Annotated in this window: 24 protein-coding genes and 3 tRNA genes; 20 read left to right on the top strand and 7 right to left on the bottom strand. The window is 53.2% G+C overall.

Annotated features, from left to right (window positions below; genetic code table 11):
* Window positions 1-83 precede the first annotated feature (83 nt).
* From uvrY to FHC49_RS06420, 8 genes are all read left to right on the top strand, one after another.
* Entirely contained in the window at window positions 84-740 is a 657-nt protein-coding gene (uvrY, locus tag FHC49_RS06455; protein WP_064544562.1) for a UvrY/SirA/GacA family response regulator transcription factor, read from the top strand.
* A complete protein-coding gene (uvrC, locus tag FHC49_RS06450; protein WP_185669405.1) occupies window positions 737-2,569 on the top strand; it encodes an excinuclease ABC subunit UvrC in 1,833 nt (610 codons plus the stop codon). Before uvrY ends, uvrC begins: the two co-directional genes overlap by 4 nt.
* 55 nt (window positions 2,570-2,624) lie before the next feature.
* Complete coding sequence (gene pgsA, locus FHC49_RS06445) at window positions 2,625-3,173, top strand: CDP-diacylglycerol--glycerol-3-phosphate 3-phosphatidyltransferase (protein WP_185669406.1); 549 nt, start codon at window positions 2,625-2,627, stop codon at window positions 3,171-3,173.
* 151 nt (window positions 3,174-3,324) lie between these two features.
* Window positions 3,325-3,400 (top strand) — tRNA-Gly (locus FHC49_RS06440).
* Window positions 3,401-3,440: 40 nt separating this feature from the next.
* Window positions 3,441-3,514: transfer RNA gene (locus tag FHC49_RS06435), tRNA-Cys, on the top strand.
* Between the two features lie 11 nt (window positions 3,515-3,525).
* Window positions 3,526-3,612: transfer RNA gene (locus FHC49_RS06430), tRNA-Leu, on the top strand.
* Window positions 3,613-3,908: 296 nt separating this feature from the next.
* Window positions 3,909-5,036, top strand: coding sequence for a PD-(D/E)XK nuclease family protein (locus tag FHC49_RS06425; protein WP_185669407.1), 1,128 nt, complete (start codon window positions 3,909-3,911; stop codon window positions 5,034-5,036).
* 215 nt (window positions 5,037-5,251) lie between these two features.
* Complete coding sequence (locus FHC49_RS06420; RefSeq protein ID WP_220439296.1) at window positions 5,252-5,947, top strand: hypothetical protein; 696 nt, start codon at window positions 5,252-5,254, stop codon at window positions 5,945-5,947.
* A 66-nt stretch (window positions 5,948-6,013) separates the two neighbouring features.
* Here the strand turns inward: FHC49_RS06420 and FHC49_RS06415 are convergent, their stop codons facing one another.
* Entirely contained in the window at window positions 6,014-6,691 is a 678-nt protein-coding gene (locus FHC49_RS06415; RefSeq protein WP_185669430.1) for an HAD family hydrolase, read from the bottom strand.
* A gap of 450 nt (window positions 6,692-7,141) precedes the next feature.
* Between FHC49_RS06415 and FHC49_RS06410 the strand changes: the two genes are divergently transcribed.
* The 7 genes from FHC49_RS06410 (at window position 7,142) to FHC49_RS06380 (ending at window position 13,583) form a co-directional block, all read left to right on the top strand.
* The gene (locus tag FHC49_RS06410) at window positions 7,142-8,263 is read left to right on the top strand and encodes a branched-chain amino acid ABC transporter substrate-binding protein (protein ID WP_185669409.1); all 1,122 of its coding nucleotides are present in this window, start codon (window positions 7,142-7,144) and stop codon (window positions 8,261-8,263) included.
* Between the two features lie 79 nt (window positions 8,264-8,342).
* Complete coding sequence (locus FHC49_RS06405) at window positions 8,343-9,257, top strand: branched-chain amino acid ABC transporter permease LivH (RefSeq protein WP_220439422.1); 915 nt, start codon at window positions 8,343-8,345, stop codon at window positions 9,255-9,257.
* Window positions 9,258-9,266: 9 nt separating this feature from the next.
* Window positions 9,267-10,556 (top strand): high-affinity branched-chain amino acid ABC transporter permease LivM, encoded by a 1,290-nt coding sequence (livM, locus tag FHC49_RS06400; protein WP_185669410.1) that lies wholly within the window; start codon window positions 9,267-9,269, stop codon window positions 10,554-10,556.
* The gene (locus tag FHC49_RS06395; RefSeq protein ID WP_185669411.1) at window positions 10,553-11,431 is read left to right on the top strand and encodes an ABC transporter ATP-binding protein; all 879 of its coding nucleotides are present in this window, start codon (window positions 10,553-10,555) and stop codon (window positions 11,429-11,431) included. The genes livM and FHC49_RS06395 overlap by 4 nt, the downstream gene beginning before the upstream one ends.
* Window positions 11,428-12,144 (top strand): ABC transporter ATP-binding protein, encoded by a 717-nt coding sequence (locus tag FHC49_RS06390; protein WP_220439294.1) that lies wholly within the window; start codon window positions 11,428-11,430, stop codon window positions 12,142-12,144. Before FHC49_RS06395 ends, FHC49_RS06390 begins: the two co-directional genes overlap by 4 nt.
* Window positions 12,145-12,186: 42 nt before the next feature.
* The gene (locus tag FHC49_RS06385) at window positions 12,187-12,840 is read left to right on the top strand and encodes a LysE family translocator (RefSeq protein WP_220439292.1); all 654 of its coding nucleotides are present in this window, start codon (window positions 12,187-12,189) and stop codon (window positions 12,838-12,840) included.
* A 77-nt stretch (window positions 12,841-12,917) separates the two neighbouring features.
* Window positions 12,918-13,583, top strand: coding sequence for a YecA family protein (locus FHC49_RS06380; RefSeq protein WP_220439290.1), 666 nt, complete (start codon window positions 12,918-12,920; stop codon window positions 13,581-13,583).
* A gap of 79 nt (window positions 13,584-13,662) precedes the next feature.
* On the opposite strand, the gene tyrP is transcribed toward FHC49_RS06380, so the two are convergent.
* Window positions 13,663-14,874 carry a tyrosine transporter TyrP gene (tyrP, locus tag FHC49_RS06375; RefSeq protein WP_185669416.1) on the bottom strand — a complete coding sequence of 404 codons (1,212 nt, stop codon included), beginning with the start codon at window positions 14,872-14,874 and terminating at the stop codon, window positions 13,663-13,665.
* Between the two features lie 195 nt (window positions 14,875-15,069).
* Here tyrP and FHC49_RS06370 point away from each other — a divergent pair, with 195 nt between their 5' ends.
* Window positions 15,070-15,309: a YecH family metal-binding protein gene (locus FHC49_RS06370; RefSeq protein WP_220439289.1), complete on the top strand. Its 240-nt coding sequence runs from the start codon at window positions 15,070-15,072 to the stop codon at window positions 15,307-15,309.
* A gap of 35 nt (window positions 15,310-15,344) precedes the next feature.
* On the opposite strand, the gene ftnA is transcribed toward FHC49_RS06370, so the two are convergent.
* The 3 genes from ftnA to FHC49_RS06355 form a co-directional block, all read right to left on the bottom strand.
* Complete coding sequence (gene ftnA / locus FHC49_RS06365; protein ID WP_220439287.1) at window positions 15,345-15,842, bottom strand: non-heme ferritin; 498 nt, start codon at window positions 15,840-15,842, stop codon at window positions 15,345-15,347.
* Window positions 15,843-16,028: 186 nt separating this feature from the next.
* The gene (gene yecR / locus FHC49_RS06360) at window positions 16,029-16,364 is read right to left on the bottom strand and encodes a YecR family lipoprotein (protein WP_220439286.1); all 336 of its coding nucleotides are present in this window, start codon (window positions 16,362-16,364) and stop codon (window positions 16,029-16,031) included.
* 84 nt (window positions 16,365-16,448) lie between these two features.
* Entirely contained in the window at window positions 16,449-18,635 is a 2,187-nt protein-coding gene (locus tag FHC49_RS06355) for an HD domain-containing phosphohydrolase (protein WP_220439284.1), read from the bottom strand.
* Window positions 18,636-18,919: 284 nt separating this feature from the next.
* On the opposite strand from FHC49_RS06355, the gene FHC49_RS06350 reads away from it, so the two are divergent.
* The gene (locus tag FHC49_RS06350; RefSeq protein WP_185669421.1) at window positions 18,920-19,558 is read left to right on the top strand and encodes an RpiB/LacA/LacB family sugar-phosphate isomerase; all 639 of its coding nucleotides are present in this window, start codon (window positions 18,920-18,922) and stop codon (window positions 19,556-19,558) included.
* 62 nt (window positions 19,559-19,620) lie between these two features.
* Here FHC49_RS06350 and FHC49_RS06345 read toward each other — a convergent pair whose 3' ends face one another.
* Window positions 19,621-21,045, bottom strand: a complete 1,425-nt coding sequence (locus FHC49_RS06345) for an MFS transporter (RefSeq protein WP_185669422.1) — start codon at window positions 21,043-21,045, stop codon at window positions 19,621-19,623.
* Between the two features lie 208 nt (window positions 21,046-21,253).
* On the opposite strand from FHC49_RS06345, the gene azuC reads away from it, so the two are divergent.
* On the top strand, window positions 21,254-21,343 hold the full coding sequence (gene azuC, locus FHC49_RS06340) for a stress response protein AzuC (protein ID WP_015963980.1): 90 nt from the start codon (window positions 21,254-21,256) through the stop codon (window positions 21,341-21,343).
* A gap of 81 nt (window positions 21,344-21,424) precedes the next feature.
* Window positions 21,425-21,676: a DUF2766 family protein gene (locus tag FHC49_RS06335; RefSeq protein WP_185669423.1), complete on the top strand. Its 252-nt coding sequence runs from the start codon at window positions 21,425-21,427 to the stop codon at window positions 21,674-21,676.
* A gap of 77 nt (window positions 21,677-21,753) precedes the next feature.
* On the opposite strand, the gene FHC49_RS06330 is transcribed toward FHC49_RS06335, so the two are convergent.
* A complete protein-coding gene (locus tag FHC49_RS06330; RefSeq protein WP_185669424.1) occupies window positions 21,754-22,257 on the bottom strand; it encodes a non-heme ferritin-like protein in 504 nt (167 codons plus the stop codon).
* Between the two features lie 632 nt (window positions 22,258-22,889).
* Here FHC49_RS06330 and FHC49_RS06325 point away from each other — a divergent pair.
* Window positions 22,890-23,447 (top strand): DJ-1/PfpI family protein, encoded by a 558-nt coding sequence (locus FHC49_RS06325; protein WP_185669425.1) that lies wholly within the window; start codon window positions 22,890-22,892, stop codon window positions 23,445-23,447.
* Window positions 23,448-23,686 lie beyond the last annotated feature (239 nt).

Raw genomic sequence — 23,686 nt, 5'->3', positions numbered from 1 at the left:
AGACTTTCACAGTTGATATAAAACCCGGTAGTATGGGTGAATTAAGAAGTAGTAGCGTTATCCCTATTCTGGAGATTATTCCTTTGATCAACGTCCTTCTTGTTGATGACCACGAACTGGTGCGCGCAGGGATACGACGCATTCTCGAAGATATAAAAGGTATTAGAGTGACCGGCGAAGCCAACTGCGGGGAAGATGCGGTGAAATGGTGCCGCGCCAACCCGGTCGATGTTGTGCTGATGGACATGAATATGCCGGGCATCGGTGGCCTGGAAGCCACGCGTAAGATTGCGCGCTCTGCCGTCGACACCAAAGTCATCATGTTAACCGTACACACGGAAAACCCACTTCCCGCGAAGGTGATGCAGGCCGGCGCTGCGGGGTATCTGAGTAAAGGTGCCGCCCCGCAAGAGGTGGTCAACGCCATTCGCTCGGTCTTCTCCGGGCAGCGTTACATTGCCTCAGACATCGCCCAGCAAATGGCGTTGAGCCAGATTGAGCCGGAAAAGACCGAATCCCCGTTCTCCAGTTTGTCTGAACGTGAATTGCAGATTATGCTGATGATCACTAAAGGCCAGAAGGTGAATGAGATCTCAGAACAGTTGAATCTGAGTCCTAAGACGGTCAACAGCTACCGCTACCGTATGTTTAGCAAATTGAACATACACGGTGATGTTGAACTGACGCACCTGGCAATTCGCCATGGCCTGTGCAATGCGGAGTCGTTAGCAAGTCAGTGAGTGATGTTTTTGATTCAAAAGCCTTTCTGAAAACCGTAACCAGCCAGCCCGGCGTTTATCGTATGTATGATGCCGGCGGTACGGTCATTTACGTTGGCAAAGCCAAAGATCTCAAAAAACGCCTTTCCAGCTATTTCCGCACTCAGGTTGCTTCCCGCAAAACGGAAGCCCTGGTGGCGCAGATAGCGCAGATTGATGTCACCGTTACCCATACCGAAACGGAAGCGCTGCTGCTTGAGCATAACTACATCAAGCTTTATCAGCCTCGCTATAACGTTCTGCTGCGCGATGACAAATCCTATCCCTTTATTTTCCTGAGCGGCGACGCGCATCCGCGTCTGGCGACCCATCGCGGCGCTAAACACGCGAAAGGGGAGTACTTCGGACCGTTCCCTAACGGCTATGCGGTGCGGGAAACGCTGGCGCTTCTGCAAAAGATCTTCCCGATTCGTCAGTGTGAAAACAGCGTCTACCGTAACCGTTCGCGTCCGTGCCTGCAGTACCAGATTGGTCGCTGCCTGGGGCCGTGCGTGAAAGGACTGGTAAGCGAGGAAGAGTATGCCCAGCAGGTTGACTACGTGCGGCTGTTTCTCGCTGGAAAGGACGACCAGGTGCTGACCCAGCTGATTGCGCGGATGGAGAAAGCGAGCCAGGCGCTGGCGTTTGAAGAAGCCGCGCGTATTCGCGATCAGATTCAGGCCGTCCGTCGTGTCACCGAGAAACAGTTTGTCTCCAACAACGGCGACGACCTTGACGTGATTGGCGTGGCGTTTGAAGCAGGTATGGCCTGTGTGCACGTGCTGTTTATCCGCCAGGGGAAAGTGCTGGGCAGCCGCAGTTATTTCCCGAAAGTTCCAAGCGATACCGAACTGGGCGAAGTGGTGGAAACCTTCGTCGGCCAGTTCTATTTCCAGGGCAGCCAGATGCGAACGCTGCCGGGCGAGATCCTGCTCGACTTTACGCTGAAAGACAAAACGCTGCTGGCCGATTCGTTATCCGAGCTGGCGGGGCGTCGCATTCAGGTGCAAACCAAGCCGCGCGGTGACCGTGCGCGCTATCTGAAGCTGGCGCGCACCAATGCGGTGACGGCGCTGTCGACTAAACTTTCTCAACAGTCCACCGTCCATCAACGCCTGCAGGCGCTCTCCGCTGAGTTAAAGTTACCGGCTATCAAGCGCATGGAGTGTTTTGATATCAGCCACACCATGGGGGAACAAACCGTTGCTTCGTGTGTGGTATTTGATGCCAATGGTCCGCTGCGCGCCGAATATCGCCGCTACAACATTACCGGCATTACGCCGGGCGATGACTATGCGGCGATGAACCAGGTGCTGCGTCGCCGTTATGGTAAAGCCATCGATGACAGCAAAATTCCTGACGTTATCCTGATTGACGGCGGGAAAGGGCAGTTGGGCCAGGCAAAAGCGGTATTTGCCGAGCTTAACGTGCCGTGGGACAAAAACCACCCGCTGCTGCTGGGCGTGGCAAAAGGCAGCGACCGTAAGGCGGGCCTTGAGACGCTGTTCTTTGAGCCGGAAGGTGAGGGCTTCAGCCTGCCGCCGGATTCCCCGGCGCTGCACGTCATTCAGCATATTCGCGACGAATCACACGATCATGCGATTTCCGGGCACCGTAAGAAACGCGCTAAGGTTAAAAGCACCAGTTCGCTGGAGACCATCGAAGGCGTGGGGCCAAAACGCCGCCAGATGCTGCTGAAGTACATGGGCGGGCTGCAAGGTTTGCAGCAGGCAAGCATTGAAGATATTGCGAAAGTGCCGGGAATCTCGGTCGGACTCGCAGAAAAGATCTTCTACTCGTTGAAACATTAGGGGCTCTGTAGCAACATAGGGCTAATATTTACTGACAACAGATAGTTACCTCGCCATGCAATATAATATTCCTACATTGCTCACGTTGTTCCGCGTCGTCCTGATCCCGTTTTTCGTGCTGGCGTTCTACCTGCCGTTCACCTGGGCTCCCTTTGTGTGTGCGCTTATCTTCTTTATCGCAGCGGTAACCGACTGGTTTGATGGCTATCTTGCGCGCCGCTGGAACCAAAGTACCCGTTTCGGTGCCTTCCTCGATCCGGTGGCGGATAAAGTGATGGTCGCGATTGCGATGGTGCTGGTGGCCGAACACTACCACACCTGGTGGGTGACGCTGCCGGCAGCGACCATGATTGCCCGTGAAATTATCATCTCCGCGCTGCGCGAGTGGATGGCGGAGCTGGGTAAACGCAGCAGCGTAGCGGTCTCCTGGATTGGCAAAGTTAAAACCACCGCACAGATGGCTGCGCTGGTCTGGATGCTGTGGCGTCCAAATATCTGGGTTGAGTGGGCCGGTATCGCGTTATTCATGGTCGCAGCGGTGCTGACGCTGTGGTCAATGCTGCAATATTTGAACGCGGCACGCGGTGATTTGCTTCAAGAGTGATCGTTTCGGCGTAATTTTCAGCAAACGATTCAAAGTTGAGAAAATTACCGTTGACTCACCGCGTCAGATAAGTAGAATGCAACGCATCGAACGGCAGCACTGATTGCCAGACGATAGCAAAATCAAGTGGTTAGCAAATCAACTTGATAATGCGGGAATAGCTCAGTTGGTAGAGCACGACCTTGCCAAGGTCGGGGTCGCGAGTTCGAGTCTCGTTTCCCGCTCCAAATTAAAAGCATCGGCATTAGCGGGTGTTTAAGCATCAAAGGCGCGTTAGCAAAGCGGTTATGTAGCGGATTGCAAATCCGTCTAGTCCGGTTCGACTCCGGAACGCGCCTCCACTTTTTTCCCTGGCCGGATGGTGGAATCGGTAGACACAAGGGATTTAAAATCCCTCGGCGTTCGCGCTGTGTGGGTTCAAGTCCCACTCCGGCTACCATGGGAAACAAAAGAATAATCAAAGCAATAAGCAGTGTCGTGAAACCACCTACGGGTGGTTTTTTTGTTTTTGTCCTTTCTACTCTCTTTTCATCTATCCCCTTATTTTTACCGTTTATTCTCCTCTGTATTTTTAATTTTGTCTTGTCTGACGCGTTCCGGCTTTGGGGTTTCGAGTAGTATCGATCATGCCAATTGCATTGAGGTACTGACGCTCGAGTTGATGCCGCTAAGAGCGCCATTCTGCAGTGGGGATGAGATGGACAAAGTAGGTGTTAGCATGAAAAGGATGGTTAAATGTCAATAACAGAGTTAGATACCAATTTTATCGAACGACTTAAAAATATTACAATTGATAGCGAATCTGAGCTCAACTTTTTTGAACTGGGCGGCTCCGGATATCTTGAAAATCCAACGTCAGACTTAATCGCGCTTTTTATGGGGGCTCAGAAGACCGTTTCGCCATGGTTGCTCAAAGCATTGTTGTGCAACCTGGATACAACTCTTGATGTTGATGATATTGATTTCACTTCGCTGGAAGTTCAGAGAGAGGCTCAAACAGCTGATGGAAAGTATCTGGATATCCTGATAAAGCATGATGAATTCATTATCGGCATTGAGCATAAGGTTCGTGCTGATACGTATAACCCTTTCCCAAGCTATGTAAATCTTATTGAGCGCTATGGTGATAACAATCAACGCGTTTATCGATGCATATTGAAGCCCGATAACAACTACGCGAAAGGTGCGGAGGGTTGGCAACTTGTCAATTATTCAGAACTGCTAACAACCGCACTGCAGCGTTTAGGCGGTGAGTTAATGGACAATCCGCTCAGCAAGTGGACTGTCTTCTATCAAGAGTTTTTAAATCATCTTAAAAATTTAAGCGAGACTAGCATGGATAGCGTATCAGATAAAAATGTCGAGTTCGTCACTGAGAACTTCAGCTCATTAATTAAGTCGGTCCAATTGCTTGAGATGTATGAGAGCGCGATAACCGAAGAAGCAAAGCTCGTGGTATCAGAAGTCCTGCCAGATGCGCATATCGCCACCAGTATCAATAACTGGAAGGACTACTATAAAGCCATTCATCTGATGCCTGGATGCTGGGGGCAGGGGAAAACCGGTGTGACCCTGGTTTATCGTCCTTCTTCTAATGGGCAAGGCGAAGCTGAGTTTTATGTGAATGGTTGGATTCACTCTGATAATTACCCAGATATTAATGCGCTCAAAGAAGAGGTGAGGCTTGCGTTAAGCAACGGGAGTTTTATTCCAACGGCCAGCCCTGAAGATTACGATGTCTCAATCACGAGCAAGGGGCAGCTTCTCGAGTTGAGTTTCTGGGGTAATACGCACAGTAAAAAGGATGCGATGATGCTTCTGAAAGATATGACTACGTGGGTAGATGAACGCATCGGAGCGTAGCGGTAGTGCGTGTTTAATAACCACCTGAATGCTCATATTTCTTGATTCTTGCGACAATATTGCTTTGCAGACAGAAATGATTGCCCGAAAACGATACCTCATTTTGAGGGCAATCATTCAACAGCTTATTCCTCTGATTCTCACAACCCAAATTACCTGCAAAATGATACCATCCAGCGATAGTCTGATAATAACGCTACGATGGTGATGCAAAGATGATGGACTCACATGCAGTAGGTCAGCGTAAAGCATTATGGGATGCTTTCTGCCGCGATCAGAACATAATTAAAAACAGCGCGCCGCTCTTCGAATTGGACGACGAATCTGTCGTGCGCATTCGCCAGATAGGCAAAACCGCATCCAGGAGTATTCTCTCGCGAAGCCTATCGATGGAAGAAAAGGTTATCACCGAGACCACCATTCTTATCGATGATATTTCGAACGCTCGTGAGCAGTTCGACGGACTTATTTATATGATGTTTACCCGCCAGAACGACGATGTGATGCCGCTCTATATCGGTAAAGCAGAGTCAAAAGGGCGCAGTAATCCGGTGTCCGCCAATATTAAAGATATCGCCCGGGTAAAAGACAAATTTGCTCGATGGGGGGATAACTACCAGTATCATATTGGCGATCTGAGCGCTTCCGTTCTGCCGGGACACGATGCTAAATACGTGACCTTAAAGTATCAGCACTGGGCTGAACGTCTGTTTGTTTCATATCCCTCGGAAAGGCCGCAGCTAAAACAGGATGTCTGGTTCTGGTGCAAAGCGTGGAATAAAAATGATGTCGGTATCTGGCCCGAGTTTGGCCCAACACGATTAACGTTCCTGGAATATCTGTTGATCGGCGTGGCAAGTTCGCTATTCCCTGACGTATTGCTTAATCGTGAAGGGCACAGCCGAAGCTAATTGCCCTATATCATGTCGGGGAGCCATGTACCCAGAAAAACGGATCACGACGCTTAGGTAACCCCCTCAGGTCAAATCCTTCATAAACTCACTGCGAAAGCGCGCAATTGGGTTTTTCTTGCGCGACCACCCAGGCTGAAAATGCTGCCAGTGCGCATCGCTGGCGGTGGCCAGCAGCTCATAATCGCCGCGGGTATCTCCCCAGGCGCGGAGATGATAGCGGCTGAGCGGGCCATAAACCGCCTCAAGGCGATTGATTTTGTGGATGCATCGGCAGTTATGGCCGACGATCCGCCCCGTTAACACGCCATCCTTGCTTTCCAGTTCGGTACCTATCAGCTTAATCCCCAGCTTTTCAGCAAAAGGCCGCAGGACGATCATCGGCGAGGCGGAGCACAGCGTTACTTCGGCGCCGGATGCGCGTTCTGCCGCTACCGCCATCAGCCCGGCCGGGCGCATCAGTTTTTTCCAGGTGCGCTGGCAGTAGGCTTCCGCTTTGTCCTGTACCCATTTTTCGTCACATCCGGCGAGGAAGGTGGTGATCAGCACTTCCTTAAGCTCATCGCGGGTCAGTCGGCGGCGAAAGCACTGCACCGAAGGGATAACGAGACGCAGCATTTTGCGGGCAAACCGGCGACGACCGAAGGCGAACTTCAGGAAGGGGATAAAGCTGTCGTGCCGGGTCAGGGTACCGTCAAAGTCAAAAACGGACAGGATCTGTTTATCGGCCTCGATTATCGTCATCATTTTTCTCGCGCTGGTAGGTATAGATAAAATGTTACCACTAGCCATAGCGGAAGCAAAATTAGCTCATTTCTCCCTGCACGCCATCTGCGCACCGCATCCCCCTTTGCACCACCAGGTAACATAAGTCGAACAATTTGCTACAAAAATGCACAAAGCGTGACTATTGCATTATTTATGTACTTTATTGTTAACGAGATGTGATCCCCGCCGTAATTTCACCGCGCCGAGGCAGAGGCTTGACCCGCGCACTCTATACTCAAAATTGTCAAATTCCAGGCAAGGGTGCGTAAAGTTGGCAACCATTTTGCTTAATGATTTGGCCTGAAAAGCGTAAGGAAACCTCGCCGTTATCAGCAGGATATTGTCAGGATGTCGTTGTTTGGTGCTCGCGCCAGTCGTTCGGCTTCACACCGTTATGCATAAACCTCTTTGCTAAGGTAGATAATAATGTCGCTGAAATTTATAAAAAGTCCGCTTTCTCTTGTGTTGGCAGGGTGTCTGGTGACGGCGTTTTCCGCCCAGGCCGATATCGTGATTGGCGTGGCAGGGCCGTTTACCGGGCCAAACGCCACCTATGGCGATCAATACTGGCATGGCGCCACCCAGGCGGCAGCGGACATCAACGCTGCCGGTGGGATTAACGGCGAGAAAATTAAGCTGGTGCAGGGGGATGACGCCTGCGAACCGAAACAGGCCGTGTCGGTCGCTAACCGCCTGGTCGATCAGGACAAAGTGCAGGCCGTGGTCGGCCATTTCTGCTCCTCTTCCACCATGCCTGCCTCAGAGGTTTATAACGACGCTGGGGTGCTTGCGATTACCCCGGGCTCCACCAACCCGCTGATTACCGAACGTGGGATGAACGATATGTTCCGCATGTGTGGTCGCGATGACCAGCAGGGCGGCGTCGCCAGTGATTTCATCATCGATAAACTGAAGGCCAAGCGCGTGGTGATTATCCACGATAAAGACACCTACGGTCAGGGGCTGGCGGATGCCACCCGCGCCGCGCTGGCAAAACGTGGCGTCAAGGATGTGATGTACGAAGGTCTGTCACGCGGGGAGAAAGACTTCAACGCCCTGGTGACCAAGATTGGCGCGCAGAAACCGGACGTGGTCTTCTTCGGTGGCTGTCACCCGGAAGCGGGCCCGCTGGTGCGCCAGATGCGTGAGCAGGGCGTACAGGCGAAATTCTTCTCCGGCGACTGTATCGTCAACGAAGAGATGGTCACCGCCGCGGGCGGGCCGCAGTACACCAAGGGTATCTATATGACCTTCGGTAAAGACCCACGCCTGATCCCGGACGGCAAAGCGGTCATCGAGAAATTCCGCGCCAACAAGTTTGAGCCAGAAGGCTACACCCTCTACTCCTACGCCTCAATTCAGGCGATTGCCGCGGCGTTCAAAGCCACCGGCGGTGCCGACTCTGCGAAAGCCAGCGCCTGGCTGAAAGCCAACCCGGTTGAGACGGTGATGGGCAAAAAAGCCTGGGACAGCAAAGGCGACCTGAAGGTCTCGGATTACGTGGTCTACCAGTGGGACGACCAGGGCAAGTACAAGGAAGTCGAGTAACGAGACGGAATCACGCTCAGCGCCGGTATGAGTTCATACCGGCGCTCAATAATAGATGACACAACACGAGCGAGCGATGATGGAGACATTCTTCCTGCAACAGTTAGTTAATGGATTGACGCTAGGTTCCGTCTACGGATTGATAGCCATTGGTTACACCATGGTCTACGGCATTATCGGTATGATTAACTTCGCGCACGGCGAAGTGTATATGATATCGGCCTATCTCTGCGCCATCGGTCTGGCGCTGCTCTCCTTTTTTGGTCTGCACTCTTTTCCGCTGCTGATCCTCGGCACGCTGGTGTTTACCATCGTGGTGACGGGAGTTTACGGCTGGACGATTGAGCGCATCGCCTATAAACCGCTGCGTAACTCCACGCGCCTGGCGCCGCTGATTTCCGCCATCGGCATGTCGTTAATTCTGCAAAACTACGCGCAAATCAGCCAGGGGCCGCGTCAACAGGGCGTGCCGACGATGCTCGACGGCGTGCTGCGACTGCATATCGGTGAAGGCTTTGTGCAGATAACCTACACCAAAATCTTTATTCTGCTGGCCTCGTTTGCGGGCATGCTGCTGCTGACCTGGATAATTGGCCATACCCGCCTTGGGCGCATGTGTCGTGCCGTGCAGCAGGATCGCAAGATGGCATCCATCCTCGGCATTAATACCGACCGGATTATCTCGTTGGTGTTCGTTATTGGCGCGGCGATGGCCGGGCTGGCGGGGGTGCTTATCACCATGAACTACGGCACCTTTGATTTCTATGCCGGGTTTATCATCGGTATTAAAGCTTTTACCGCCGCGGTGTTAGGGGGCATCGGCTCGCTGCCGGGGGCGATGCTCGGCGGGCTGCTGCTCGGCGTTGCCGAAGCGCAGTTCTCCGGAATGGTGAACACCGACTATAAGGACGTCTTCTCCTTTGGTCTGCTGGTGGTCATTCTGATTTTCCGTCCGCAGGGGCTGCTTGGCCGCCCGATTGTCGCCAAAGTGTAGGAGCCGAACATGACGCATTCAACGGCCGTACACGACGGTTTTTCTCTCAAGCGCTGCGTGCTGGATGCGATTTTCGCAGGCCTGGTGGCGCTGATTATCTTTGGCCCCATCGTGGGCGTGGTGCTGGACGGCTACAGCTTCAACTTTAACGGCCAGCGGCTGGTGTGGATTGTCGCGGCGGTGATGATAGGGCGTTTTGCCTTAAGTGCGCTGTCGATGACCGCCGTCGGCAGGCGCTTCAGCGCGCGGTTTGAAGGTGACAGTGCCGGGGTTTATGTCCGCTCGCCGGACTATAAAAGCAACATGCGTTGGGTTATCCCGCTGATCCTGGCGCTGGCGGTCTGCTTCCCGTTTGTGGCGACCAAATATGTGCTGACGGTGGCAATCCTTGGGCTTATCTACGTGCTGCTAGGCCTGGGGCTGAACATCGTGGTCGGGCTGGCGGGGCTGCTGGATCTTGGCTACGTCGCCTTCTACGCCATTGGTGCTTACGGGCTTGCGCTCGGGTATCAGTATCTGGGGTTGGGCTTCTGGTCGATGCTGCCGATCGCGGCGCTGATGGCCGCTGCCGCTGGCGCACTGCTCGGCTTCCCGGTGCTGAGGATGCACGGCGACTATCTGGCGATCGTGACGCTGGGGTTTGGCGAAATCATCCGCCTGGTGCTGAACAACTGGCTGAGCTTTACCGGCGGCCCGAACGGCGTATCGGCACCGCCGCCAACCTTCTTTGGCCTCGAGTTTGGTCGGCGGGCGAAAGAGGGGGGCGTGCCGTTCCATGAGTTTTTCCATCTCACCTACAACCCCAATATGAAGTTTATCTTTATCTATGCGGTGCTGGTTCTGGTGGTGCTGCTGGTGCTTTACATCAAGCATCGTTTAACCCGCATGCCGATTGGCCGCGCGTGGGAAGCGCTGCGGGAAGATGAAATCGCCTGCCGTTCGATGGGGCTTAACCACGTGCTGGTGAAGCTGTCGGCGTTTACGCTCGGTGCTTCCACGGCGGGTATCGCCGGGGTGTTCTTCGCCACCTATCAGGGGTTCGTCAACCCGACTTCGTTCACCTTCTTTGAGTCGGCGCTAATCCTCGCCATCGTCGTGCTGGGCGGCATGGGCTCGACCATTGGCGTAGTGCTGGCGGCATTTGTGCTCACCGTCACCCCGGAGTTGCTGCGTAGCTTTGCTGAATATCGCGTGCTGCTGTTTGGCGTGCTGATGGTGGTGATGATGATCTGGCGGCCGCGTGGCCTGATTCGTATCAACCGCAGCGGCTTTGCCGTGCGTAAAGGAGTCGCGCCATGAGCCAGGACGTGATTCTGAGCGTTGAGCATCTGATGATGCATTTTGGCGGCATTAAGGCGCTGAACGACGTTAACCTTGAGGTTAAGCGCGGGTCAATCACCGCGCTGATTGGCCCGAACGGCGCGGGGAAAACCACGGTGTTTAACTGCCTGACCGGCTTCTATAAAGCCTCCGGCGGCAACATTCTGTTCAATACCCGCAATAAAACCACCAACGTGATTCAAATCCTCGGGCAGAAATTCCAACCCGGCGACTGGATAAACCCTGCGCAGTTTGGCCAGCGGCTGTTCTATAAAATGTTTGGCGGCACCCACCTGGTAAACCGGGCCGGGCTGGCGCGAACGTTCCAGAATATCCGCCTGTTCCGCGAAATGTCGGTGATTGAAAACCTGCTGGTGGCGCAGCATATGCAGGTCAACCGCAACCTGATTGCCGGGGTGCTGAATACGCCAGCCTATCGCCGGGCCGAAAGCGACGCGCTGGATCGCGCCTTCTACTGGCTGGAGGTGGTGGATCTGGTGGACTGCGCGAACCGGCTGGCGGGCGAGATGTCCTACGGCCAGCAGCGACGTCTGGAAATTGCTCGCGCCATGTGCACCGGGCCGGAGATGATCTGCCTTGATGAACCGGCAGCGGGCCTGAACCCGGTGGAAACCCGGGCGCTAAGCAAGATTATCCGCTTCCTGCGCGAGCACCATGCGATAACGGTGCTGCTGATTGAACACGATATGGGGATGGTGATGGAGATATCGGACAACATTATCGTGCTTGACCACGGCGATGTGATTGCGCAGGGAAGGGCGGAGCAAATTCAGAACGATGAAAAGGTGATTGCCGCCTATCTGGGCACCAGCGAAGACGAGGTGAGCCTATGAGCGAGCCGATGCTGGAGTTTCGTGAGGTCGATGTTTTTTACGGCGTGATCCAGGCGCTTAAGCAGGTCTCTCTGCAGGTCAATAAGGGCGAAACGGTCTCGCTGATTGGCGCCAACGGGGCGGGCAAATCGACCCTGTTGATGTCGATTTTCGGCCAGCCGCGCATTCGCGGCGGACAAATTCTCTTCTGCGGTGATGATATCAGCCACAAATCGACCCACTACGTGGCCTCAGGCGGGATTGCCCAGGCGCCGGAAGGGCGAAGAATCTTCCCTGATATGACCGTTGAAGAGAACCTGCTGATGGGCACCATCCCGGTGGGTACACAGTATGCGGCAGACGATCTGCAAACCATGTTCGATCTCTTTCCGCGCTTAAAAGAACGGCGTAAACAGCGAGCGATGACCATGTCCGGCGGTGAGCAGCAGATGCTGGCGATTGCCCGCGCGCTGATGAGCCGCCCGAAACTGCTGTTGCTGGATGAACCGAGCCTCGGGCTGGCGCCGATCGTGGTCAAACAGATCTTCCAGACGCTGCGCGAGCTGGCGCGCAACGGCATGACCATTTTTCTCGTGGAGCAGAACGCGCACCATGCGCTAAAGCTGTCGGACCGCGGCTACGTGATGGTTAACGGTCAGATTCGCCTCAGCGGCAGCGGTGAAGAGCTGCTCGGAAATCAGGAGGTGCGTAAAGCGTATCTGGGCGGGGCGTAGCGTGCTATAACAGAGCATCTTTGGCTGCTGTATACGATAATTATGCCTACGCTCGAAACGTTTTTAACCTTCCTGGCCGCGCTGGCGCTGCTCGAAATCTCCCCCGGCCCTGACATGATGCTGACCATTGCGCGCGGCATCGGTCAGGGTCGGCGTATTGCGCTGCTCTGCGTGCTGGGGAACGTCTTTATTGCCGGGTTTGTGCAGGTCTCATTCCTGGTTCTCGGGCTGGTTACGGTGGTGCACGCCTGGCCGATGGCACTGGATATCCTGCGCTGGGTCGGCGCGGCTTATCTTATCTGGCTCGGTATCAAGATGTTGGCCACCTCCGGCACCGATACCCGCCTCAAGCGCACGGTGCGCATTTCCGGCAAGCAGGCATTGAAAGAGGGGGCCATCAACAGCCTGACTAACCCCAAATCGGTGCTGTTTATGTTCGCCTTCCTGCCGCAGTTTGTTGACCCAGCCGTCGGGCCTATCTGGCTTCAGCTGCTGATTTTTGGCGTTATTCAGAAGCTTGCCGGGATCTTCTCGCTGGGTACCGTAGCGATGGCCTCGGGCAGCTTTGGCGAATGGTTAGGCAAACACCCTGGTTTCCTCAAGTGGCAGGAGCGCTTTACCGGGGTGGTGATGATTGGTCTTGGTCTGCGTATGCTGCTCGGCGGCAGCGCCATGTCGCCGGGGAAAGGGCAATGACGCTGGAGTTCAACGGCAAACTCCTGCATCATTGCGCCTTAACTGATATGCCTCATCAACAACGATAGAGAAAGAGTATGAAAACGGGACCGTTAACCGAAAGCGAACTGGAATGGCTGGACGAAACAATTGCAAAGTATGCCACCGATGCGTCAATTATTGATGTGTCTGAACTGGACGGCATGCTGACGGCGATTCTGTCGTCTCCACTGGAGATTGAACCTGCCGAGTGGATGTTTGCCGTTTGGGGCGGAGCCGACCACGTGCCACACTGGGCGACTGACCGCGAGCGTGACCGTTTCGTCAACCTGACGCTGCAGCATATGAGCGACATCGCCGACCGTCTGAACGACTACCCGGATCAGTTTGATCCGCTGTTTGGTACCCGCGAAGAAGAGGGCCAGGAGCTGACCATCGTTGAAGAGTGGTGCTATGGCTACCTGCGCGGTGCGGCGCTGACCGATTGGTCCGGCCTGCCGGAAGAGCTGCAGGCGGCGTTTGACTGCATTGCGTTGCACGGTGATGAAGAAAAAACAACGGCGCTGGGTGCTTTTACCGCCGAGCAGTATCTCGACAGCATCGACAGCATCAGCCCGGCGGCGCTGGCGCTGTTTGACTACTGGATGGACAATCCGAAAGAAGCGCCGGTCAAACAACCGATTAAAAACGAGCAGAAGGTTGGGCGTAATGACCCTTGCCCGTGCGGCAGCGGTAAGAAATATAAGCAGTGCTGCGCAAAATAATGTTGTAGCCCGGACGAGGCGTTTACGCCGACTCCGGGTCATTCCCGGCGTCGCTTTGCTCGGCCGGGCTATGAAAACATTAGCCTACTGACGGTAATAGCCCCGTCGCAATCCCCGCCTGAATCAAAATCACCGCAATCCCGCAGGCAAAGACCAGCCACAGCACCGGTTTGCCACCCGCCACGCGATAGCCGCCTTCCGGGTGGTGTTTACGGCTTTGCATCGTCAGCAGCGACGGAATAATCAGCGCCAGTACCGCCAGCGCGACGCCGGCATAGCCGAGCGCCATCACGAACCCACGTGGGTAAAACAGCGCGAAGGCCAGCGGCGGCAGGAAGGTGATGGCACCGGTTTGCAGACGGCCACGCACGCTGTTTTTACGCTGGAACAGATCGGCCAGGTAGTCGAACAGCCCTAACGCCACGCCGAGGAATGAGGTTGCCAGCGCCAGGTCGGCAAACAGATGGACCGCCAGTTCGACGTGCGGTGAGGCCACCACTTCACGGATTGCCAGCAGCAGGCCGTTCAGCCCGGAGTGTTGTTCCATCAGCGCGCTGAACACCGGCGAGTCGATGCTGCCGAGCGTGGCGAGCTGCCAGAACAGATAGGCAACCAGCGGGATAGCGCTGCCGATAACAAACACGCCGCGCAGTTTACGAATATCGCCGTTCATATAGCTGACGATGCTCGGCACGCTGCCGTGAAAGCCGAAGGAGGTGAAAATCACCGGGATTGCCGAGAGCGCCAGACCCTGCTCGAGCGGTAGCGTCATCAGGTTGATCTTGTGGATATGCGGCAGCAGCAAGATCAGCATGACGATCAGAAAGATGATTTTGGCGCTGAACAGGAAACGGTTAAACAGATCGACCAGCGAAGTGCCAATACAAATCACCAGTCCGCCGACGGCGGTAAACAGCAGCACGCCAAGTGACGGCGGCATATCCATGCTGAACCACTGGCTCAGGCTGGAAGCCAGCAGTTCGCCTGCGCCGCTGATGTAGGCGGCGGTTAACGCATACATCAAGAACATCATGCTAAAACCGGTCGCCCACTGGCCGTAGCGGCCGAGGTAGCGTAGCGCCAGCGTCCCGAGACCGGTGTCGGCAGGTACGTGCTGGTAGACTTCCAGCAGCAGCAGGGCGGTATAGCACATCAGCGCCCATAGGCCTGCTAGCAGCAAGACGGTGACGCCAAAGCCTACGCCCGCCGATGCCAAAGGCATCGCCAACATTCCTGCGCCGATCGTGGTGCCGGCTACGATTAAAATACTCCCCAGGGTACGGTTCTTCACGCTTTCCTCTACTGCAGAACAGATTAACGACCAAAGATGTCGCGCAGAGTATGTGAAACCCGAAGGTTCGTCAAATCTGAATTACAGTAGGTGTACAGTATTATTTACGATTTAAGGCGGTGTGATAAAAGCTGCGTTAGCGCAAAACATGCAAAGTAAATGCAGTTTATGGTGGCGTTTTTTACAGGAGGAATAATGGAATCCATTCACGGTCATGAAGTTCTGAATATGATGATTGATTCAGGTGAGCAGTACAGTATTGAAAGCCTGGAAGCGGCCATTCATGCACGCTTTGGCGAGCAGGCGCGTTTTCATACCTGTTCAGCGGAAAATATGAGTGCTGGCGAACTGGTCGCGTTTCTGCATAAGAAAGGGAAGTTTATTCCGCAGGAGTCTGGCTTTACGACGACGGAAAGTAAAATCTGTCGCCATTAATCGGCAGCGGCGTGAAATACGCCGCTGCGCGAACCTTAATTTTGCGTATCGAGCGTGGCCAGCTCTTTATCAATAAAGTACAGGCCTTCACCGCTTTTACCCGCCAGCGTCAGCTTATCGATAACGGATTTAAACAGCTTCTCTTCTTCGTGCTGCTCAGCCACATACCACTGCAGGAAATTAAAGGTCGGATAGTCCTGATTGGTCATCGCGGCGTGAGCCAGTTCATTGATTTTACTGGTGATCAGCTGTTCATGCTCGTAGGTCACACGGAACAGTTCATCCAGAGACGCATATTCGGCAAACGGTGTCTGAATGGTGTTAATACGCGGCAGGCTGCCGGTATCGGTCAGGTAATCAAACAGGCGCTGCATATGGGTCATCTCTTCCTGTGCATGGCGGCGTAAAAAGGCTGCAGCCCCTTCAAAACTATTGAAGCTACACCAGGCGCTCATCTGCTGATACAGCAGAGAAGAATAGAGTTCGAGATTCATCTGTTCATTTAATTTCTCGATCATTGCCGCTTTAAGCATGTTTTCGCTCCTGGAAAAATACGTTACGAGTTAATTACAGCGGCACTATAAATTGTTATTAATTTATTTGCAAAAGGTAAATATAAAAACATTTATTTAATAATGCGAATGGGAATAAAACGCATTGACATAAATATAACGGTTTATTTTATTGTGATATTAACGCCGGAATACACCGGCGCGCATTTAATAATAGGCGGCGGAGGTGGGAACGTTGGCAATACCGCGGCACTGATACTGCAAGGTGATGTGCTCGTTCAGACACAGCGAACCGCTGGTGGTTGTACAGGTGGTGATAGGCTGGCCGTAGGAAAAGGCGGTGGAGTATCCTATCTGCTGGCAGGCCTTATTGGCCTCGGACTGGGCGAGATAGTTATCGGTTTTTGCATTCTGCAACATCGCCTGCCCATAGGTCAGACGGACGATGCCGCTGTTGGCATCAACCTGGCTTACGCTCGCCGCACGGGGTACGGTACAGGCCGTCAGAGCCAGGAGGGCGGGAATAAGAATGAGGCTTTTCATCAATTCGCTCTGCGCAATAATCGTGATCTCATTGTAGCCGTCGCCCCTTAGCGCAATCCTTTGAATAGCCGCTATAACCTGGGGCTAATCTTCTTGTGACTCATAAATCGCCTTAAACTGCGGGTGCAGCTCGCAGAACAGAGACACCAGCGTTGGGTCAAAATGGCTGCCGGCGCTGCTGACGATAATTTCGTAGGCGCTTTCATGAGAAAAACTTGGCTTATAAACGCGCTTTTGCCGCAGGGCATCGTAGACATCGGCCAGTGCCAGAATACGAGCTTCCAGCGGGATCTCCTCTCCGGCTAAACCTTCGGGATAGCCGGTGCCGTCCCATTTTTCGTGGTGATAGTGAATCAGGTTTTCTGCCACCGATCCCAGCACCAGCCCCTGGACGATACGCCAGCCTTTAATTGCGTGCTGTTGGATCTGTTTAAACTCATCGTCGGTCAATTTGCCTTTTTTTCGCAGAATATGTTCAGGCACGGCAATTTTGCCAATATCGTGCAGGGAAGCGAAGGTCTCTATCTCGCGGATATGCTTCGGCGGTAGCTTTAGCGCGCCTGCCAGCAGGCTGCAATAGGCTGCTACCCGGCGAATATGGCACCCGGTCTCATCATCATGGACATGGTTAATTTTCTCCATCGCCTCAACAATGCTGCGGTTAATGGCCCGGTTCTTATTCATATGCCGCCACATCATCAGCATCAGGCTAAGAATAAAGAACAGCAGGGCCAGCAGCCCAGCGCTGATAATCTGCAATGCGTTTTTGCTCAGGGAGGTGGATGCCGCAACGTTGGTCGGCGGCGTGAGTTGGTGGCGATTGCTGGAGATAAGATGCACCTGAGTGAGCAGCGCGTACAACGGGTGAGCAAGATTGACCCAGGTACCAATCTGGTAGCTGGAGTGGGTAAGCCCGGCAACCTTCAGCGCGCCACGAAACAGATCGCTACCGCGCAGCGCCTGCTCCAGCGAACTGAGGTCGCCAAGGATAAAGTCGATATGGTTGCTATCAATCGCATCGAGCAGTTCATCGATCGACGCTCGGGCAATCAGAGTGACATCGGTGCCGAACCGTTGACGCAGATAGTAGGCGGCAAACGAGCCGCGAATCACCCCCACGCGCTGATGGCGAACCTGCTCTTCATCGAGAATAAAGGGAGCGCCAGCCTTGTTGTAATAGGCGTTGTACCAGTTCACCAGCGGGCCGACTAACCCCTCCATTTGCGCGCCGTCGCGCACATCAATAATATCGGCAAGGTGGATAGGCCAGTCTTCATTTTTCATCCTTATCATGTAGTTATCAACAAATTGTACGTCGACGTTGATGTTCAGCAGGTCGCGTAAATCGTTCACCATACTGATCGCGCTGCCGTGATAACCCTGGTTGTCTTTCCAGATGATGGGCGCGAAGTTTTCATTCTTTGGCAGCCACAGGGTGAGCCGGTTTTCCTGCAGCCAGGTGTGCTCTTCAGGCGTGATGGTGAGGAAATGACGGAAGTACTCGAGCTGGCTTTGTTCCTCCAGCGCCTGCAGTTTCCCGCTTTGCAGCCATTCGTTGATCAACTGGTTGATGTTGTCGCGCAGCGAAATCAGCTCCGGGCTAATGCCAAATGAGGCGGTAATACGCAGCGAGTCAAACGGGCGGGAGAGGGTGTAGTAAAATTGCGGGCTACCGATTTCCCTGTCTTCATTAATATAGAAATCCGCACCGCCGCTGCGCAGGATCTGCAGCGCCTCTTTACTGCTGTCGACTTCAATAATCTGCTGGAACTGCAATGCCGGATAGGTTTCTCTCACCAGCGCCTGCGTAGGGTCGCTACGGCGAAAAATAACCCGTGTATTATTGATGTCAGTGATGGTTTTGGCCTGGCGAGTGATGCTGGCGGCAACGATCGAATTTTCAAGCAGGCGGGTCGACAGAATCGTGTTTTTCAGATGGTCTTTGGTTTGCAACACGCTGGCGTAGAGGCCATAGTCATGGTGGTTAAAGCGTTGCTCAAAGGTGGTGCCATCGATAGGGCGCAGCGTCAGGTTATAGCCGTAGCGCGCATTAATGGCGTGCAACAGTTCCGGGTAGAAGCCCTGATATTGCCCCCGCGCGTCGCGCCAGAACTCGAAACTATCGGCATCGAGTATCCATACGGGAATAGGGGCCGCCGCCCGTGTCTTTTGCGGCGGAGCCGCATGGGCGCGGGGCAGGCAAATTAGCAGCAGGGTCAGTAGAGCAAGGAGACCCAGCGCGTGTCGAAGTCCTCGGCAGTCCTGTGTCACAAATCAGTTCCTTTGTAGTGACGATTTCATCCATTGAAACGCAGACAAACAGCAGGGGCTTTCTGCCCATAGACCCAGTGTAGTCGACCATTCAGCCAGGTGATAGTAAATAAGTAATGGTTTGTGTAAGGTTTTATCTGCGCCACCTGGACAAAAATGTGACCTCATCGGTAAAAATCAAAACAACTTTTCATAAAATTTGAAAGTGTGTTTGCCTGGTAGTAAGGTGAATAGACTAATCGAACGACTGCGGGTAAGCCGCTTAGCTTTCAGGAGAGGAAAGAATGAAAATTGCACTGATGATGGAAAATAGCCAGGCCAGCAAAAACGCGACTATTCATCATGAGTTAAAAGCCGTTGCCGATGAAAAAGGCTTCCCGGTCTATAACGTGGGTATGAGCGATGAGAACGATCATCACCTGACCTATATCCACCTGGGTATTATGGCCAGCATCCTGCTGAACTCCAAAGCGGTAGATTTCGTGGTGACCGGCTGCGGTACCGGCCAGGGCGCGATGATGTCTCTGAACATTCACCCAGGCGTGGTCTGCGGCTACTGCCTGGATCCAGCAGACGCCTTCCTGTTTGCTCAGATCAACAACGGTAACGCGCTGTCTCTGGCTTTCGCTAAAGGCTACGGCTGGGGCGCAGAGCTGAACGTTCGCTACATGTTCGAAAAAGCGTTCACCGGCCGTAACGGCGAAGGCTACCCACCAGAGCGTAAAGAACCACAGGTGCGTAACGCCGGCATCCTGAACCAGGTTAAAGCTGCGGTAGTGAAAGAAAACTATCTGGATACCCTGCGCGCTATCGACCCTGCACTGGTGAAAACCGCCGTTTCCGGTCAGCGTTTCCAGGAATGCTTCTTTGAAAACTGCCAGAACAAAGAGATTGAAGCCTTTGTTCGCGAGATGCTGGCATAAGCCTGACGCTCAGCGGTTAAATAAAAACCCACGCCATGGCGTGGGTTTTTTGTTTGTGTCGCTTATTGCTTCACTTTCTTCGACACCGCGCTGCCCGCATCCCGCGTTAAGTGCAGCGTATCAATCATCCCCACCAGACAGATAAGCGCGATAAAGATGAACGCCAGCCGGAAGCTGATGCCCGGCACGTCGCTAAGGCTGAGCACGGCGCTAATCTTCTCTCCTAACCGTATACCGATGGCCCCAAGCGTGATGCCAAGGCCGATAGCCAGTTGGCTAGCCGTACTGAACAGCGTATTGGCGTAGCTCATCTGGGCGGACGGCACATCGGCAAAGGCCAGGGTGCTGACGCCAGTGAACTGAATCGAACGGAAGACGCCGCCGAGATACAGCACCAGCATAATGACCCACACCGGCGTTTGCGGGGTTAAAAAGGCACAGGCGACCAGCGCAATTACGTTCAGCGCGCCGTTGAGCAGCAGCAGGCGACGGAAGCCCAGCTTGCGGATAAGCGGCGTGGTGGCTGGCTTAATTGTCAGGTTACCGACGAACACCGCCAGCACCAACAGACCAGAGTGGAACGGGTCCATACCGAAACCGACCTGGAACAGCAGCGGCAGCAGGAACGGCACGGCGCTGATGGAGGCGCGGAACAGCGAGCCGCCGTACATGGTCACCCGGAACGTGGGCACCTGCAGCGCATCCATGCGGATCATCGGTGACGGGCTGCGGCGGAAATGGCGCAGGGCGTAATAGAAGGTCGCGGCGCCAATAACCAGCAGCGCGACGATTAATCCGCCCTGCATTTTTTCCGCTCCCAGCAGCTCCATGGCATACACCAGGCTCACCATCGAGACTGAGGTCGCCACAAAGCCCGGTAGGTCGAAAGGCCGACGCTCATCGTCGCGAATGTTCGGGATAATACGCAGCGCCAGCAGAATCGCAATGATGCCGAGCGGCACGTTAATAAAGAAGATCCAGCGCCAGTCGGCGACCTTGGTGATAAACCCGCCCAGCGGTGGCCCGATGATCGGCGCGATGAGCGCGGGCCAGGTCAGGGTGGCGATGGCGGTAATCAGCAGATGCTTGGGCGTGGTGCGCAGGACGGCAAGTCGCCCAACCGGCACCATGAGCGCGCCGCCGACGCCTTGTAAAATGCGCATTGCCACAAAGCTATGGGCGCTGGTCGCCAGGCCGCAGAAGACGGAGGAGACGGTGAAGATCGCCAGCGCCAGACTGAAGATCGTCCTGGCACCGAAGCGATCGGCAATCCAGCCGCTGGCGGGGATAAGCACGGCGAGGGTGATCAGGTAGGCGCTGATGCCGATGTTCAGGTCAACGGCTTCTACGCCAAAAGTTTTCGCCATATCAGGAAGGGCGGTGGCAATCACCGTGCCATCCAGGAACTCCATAAAGAATGCACCGGCCACAAGCAGCGCAGCAGGGGATACCCCGCGGCTCGCCTGGGCCTGGAGAGGCTCACTCATTGTTGTTTTACCCTATCAAAATAATTTTTAAAATTTATAGCTTTTGTAGATTTGGTAAGTGGTAGATTTCTATAACAAATTTTTTATAAATTTAACGCAATCGATAAAAATAGCGTGACTCAACTCTCAAAATGGTTGATTTTTGTGATGGCGGTCATATTATGTGCGTAAAGACAATAACACCTGCATAACAAACCGGAGCATCAACATGAAACAGCGCATGCGTAAAATCCTCAAAAGCATGTTTGAGAACTACTGCAAAACTTTCAAAGACGTACCGCCAGGCGCTATGTTCTGATAAAAAAAACCTGCCACGGCAGGTTTTTTTATCTTCTGCGAAAGTAGGTTACTATTACGCTCCGCAAAATAGGAGCAAAAAATGTCTCAGAACCTGACCCCGAACGATGAATTGGTATCCGATGTCGTGGCCTGCCAGCTCGTTATCAAACAGATCCTCGACGTTATTGACGTTATCGCCCCGGTTGAAGTCCGTGAAAAAATGGCGAGCCAGCTGAAAACCATCGATTTTACCACCCATCCGGCAGGGGCCGACCCGGTGACGATGCGGGCGATTCAGAAAGCGATTGCGCTGATTGAGCTGAAGTTTACGCCGCAGGACGCAACGCACTAATACGCGGTGAGGTATCAGGGCAGAGCGCCCTGAATACGCCTGAAATAAGGGCGGCGATCCCGCCCTTATGAATTCAATTAATGGTGCTGTTGAGAAACAATATTCAGCAGATGCTGATCGGTTTGCTGAATACACAGGCCTGCTTTACGCGCGCTGCGCACTTCATCCAGAATTGTCTTCAGCAAGATACCATCCTGTTCCTGTTCTTCTTCCAGTGCGTTCAGGAAACTCAGGGTGCTATCGTCATGAAGCACTTTCGCTTGTTCAGTTAATTCTGACAACGTTGACGCACGCTGGTGGTGGTCTTCGAGAGTTTTAAGGAAAAGATCTTCGAGGGTGGCACATTTATCTTCGCAAGTTTCAAAAGCCTTAACCACCGGATAAGCGCCAGATTTCTTCATATAATCGAACACCCGCATCATCTGCGTTACGCTGGACTGTGCCCGTGAACGTAGAAACGTCGCGGTTCCATTCAGCCGATGTTCTGAGCACCACTCGCTCAAACGCAAATAATGATTAGATGCAGAAAATTCAAGATTCATCTGTGCATTAAGCTTTTGAACCATTCCTGGAACTGCCATACAAATATCCTTATTACTGGTAGGAACGACACGCGTGACATCGCATAGTGCGTAATAGCTGCCAACCATGCGCTATTTCCGCGTTTGAGTGTGACTACATATTACCTGTAGTCCTTGCGTCCGACCGGGGGATATAATATCGCCCGGTCGAATAAAAGAATACTCTTAGTATGGATATAAGAAAAGTCTCACGAACTGCTTTTTACGTTTCGTTACAACCTATATTGTGAATAACTAACCAGGAAAGAAGGTATTCTCGTAACGCTATGATTAATAGTGGATATAACGAATATGTATATTCTCTGTAAGGCTTTGTTAACATAAGAGATTGCTATTGCAACGTATGCACTTAAAAGTGTGATCGTGATCTTGTTTTTATTGCTGCATTCGGTAATAACGAATGAAATACGTATTATTTACTATGAATGGCATTTTACGAATAATAAATGCTAACTAAATCGCGTATTTTCAGATGGCTGTATTAAATATCAGAATGATGTTCAATTTGTTTTAGATCATTTTTGGTATTAGCAGGCTAGAGGATTATGTTCTCGGTAATAAAAACTACGTAAAGTCCTTCCCGTTTCGTCGCTTCAGGGAAGACTCGTTGATTTCAAATGACAGGAGTTAAAATGAAACAGGTTGCTGTACTGCTGGCCCCGGGCTTTGAAGAAGGGGAAGCGATTGTCACTATCGATATTCTGCGCCGTTTGCACATCGGCGTTGAACTGGTATCGTGCGCCGAATCTCGCGCGGTAGTGAGTTATCACGATATTCCGATGGTCGCTGATGCGACGCTGGCAGAACGTCTCGATACGCTGTATGACGCGGTGGTTCTGCCGGGCGGCCCACAGGGAAGCGTGAATCTGGCGGCGAATAAAGACGTGGTTAAATTTGTCGCCGCTCACGATGCGGCAGGCAAACTGATCTGCCCAATCTGCTCTGCGGCAGCACGCGTATTAGCAGGTAACGATCTGCTGAAGGGGCGTCGTTACGTCTGCTCCGGTGATTTATGGCAGGACGTCAAAAACGGCGAATACGTTGATGCGCCGGTGGTGGAAGATGGCAACCTGATCAGCGGCAAAGGCTTCGGTCACGTCTTTGATTTCGCCTTTACCGTTTCTGCCCGCCTGCTGGGTGATGAAGCGCCGGTGCGCGACCACGCCGATCATATCTATTACCGTTGGTAATACTGCGAGAATTCCACCTAAAGGGATTTTCCCGCTGCTGATATAGAGATATCTGCTATTCCCCCGCGTGAATTGTCTGACAATTCACGCGTCTTATATGTACTTATTTGCTGAATATATGCATCACTTTACTGTAATTCTGCCGTGTGATGCCGCTCTCTTCTGCAAAGCCAATTCCTGGCTATTAATGTTTCAACAACGTTAACGCTGTTAATAAAACAGCTAATACATTGTTTTAT

It is taken from the genome of Kluyvera sp. EC_51 (assembly GCF_019584505.1).
GTDB classification, from domain to species: Bacteria; Pseudomonadota; Gammaproteobacteria; order Enterobacterales; family Enterobacteriaceae; genus Kluyvera; species Kluyvera sichuanensis.
This window is presented reverse-complemented; position numbering and strand designations above follow the sequence as displayed.

Coding starts and splice junctions, on each gene's coding strand:
- pgsA (WP_185669406.1), top strand. CDS start 2,625: ATGCAATATAATATTCCTACATTGCTCACGTTGTTCCGCGTCGTCCTG.
- FHC49_RS06425 (WP_185669407.1), top strand. CDS start 3,909: ATGTCAATAACAGAGTTAGATACCAATTTTATCGAACGACTTAAAAAT.
- FHC49_RS06420 (WP_220439296.1), top strand. CDS start 5,252: ATGATGGACTCACATGCAGTAGGTCAGCGTAAAGCATTATGGGATGCT.
- FHC49_RS06415 (WP_185669430.1), bottom strand. CDS start 6,691: ATGACGATAATCGAGGCCGATAAACAGATCCTGTCCGTTTTTGACTTT.
- FHC49_RS06410 (WP_185669409.1), top strand. CDS start 7,142: ATGTCGCTGAAATTTATAAAAAGTCCGCTTTCTCTTGTGTTGGCAGGG.
- FHC49_RS06405 (WP_220439422.1), top strand. CDS start 8,343: ATGGAGACATTCTTCCTGCAACAGTTAGTTAATGGATTGACGCTAGGT.
- livM (WP_185669410.1), top strand. CDS start 9,267: ATGACGCATTCAACGGCCGTACACGACGGTTTTTCTCTCAAGCGCTGC.
- FHC49_RS06395 (WP_185669411.1), top strand. CDS start 10,553: ATGAGCCAGGACGTGATTCTGAGCGTTGAGCATCTGATGATGCATTTT.
- FHC49_RS06390 (WP_220439294.1), top strand. CDS start 11,428: ATGAGCGAGCCGATGCTGGAGTTTCGTGAGGTCGATGTTTTTTACGGC.
- FHC49_RS06385 (WP_220439292.1), top strand. CDS start 12,187: ATGCCTACGCTCGAAACGTTTTTAACCTTCCTGGCCGCGCTGGCGCTG.
- FHC49_RS06380 (WP_220439290.1), top strand. CDS start 12,918: ATGAAAACGGGACCGTTAACCGAAAGCGAACTGGAATGGCTGGACGAA.
- FHC49_RS06370 (WP_220439289.1), top strand. CDS start 15,070: ATGGAATCCATTCACGGTCATGAAGTTCTGAATATGATGATTGATTCA.
- ftnA (WP_220439287.1), bottom strand. CDS start 15,842: ATGCTTAAAGCGGCAATGATCGAGAAATTAAATGAACAGATGAATCTC.
- yecR (WP_220439286.1), bottom strand. CDS start 16,364: ATGAAAAGCCTCATTCTTATTCCCGCCCTCCTGGCTCTGACGGCCTGT.
- FHC49_RS06350 (WP_185669421.1), top strand. CDS start 18,920: ATGAAAATTGCACTGATGATGGAAAATAGCCAGGCCAGCAAAAACGCG.
- FHC49_RS06345 (WP_185669422.1), bottom strand. CDS start 21,045: ATGAGTGAGCCTCTCCAGGCCCAGGCGAGCCGCGGGGTATCCCCTGCT.
- azuC (WP_015963980.1), top strand. CDS start 21,254: ATGAAACAGCGCATGCGTAAAATCCTCAAAAGCATGTTTGAGAACTAC.
- FHC49_RS06335 (WP_185669423.1), top strand. CDS start 21,425: ATGTCTCAGAACCTGACCCCGAACGATGAATTGGTATCCGATGTCGTG.
- FHC49_RS06330 (WP_185669424.1), bottom strand. CDS start 22,257: ATGGCAGTTCCAGGAATGGTTCAAAAGCTTAATGCACAGATGAATCTT.
- FHC49_RS06325 (WP_185669425.1), top strand. CDS start 22,890: ATGAAACAGGTTGCTGTACTGCTGGCCCCGGGCTTTGAAGAAGGGGAA.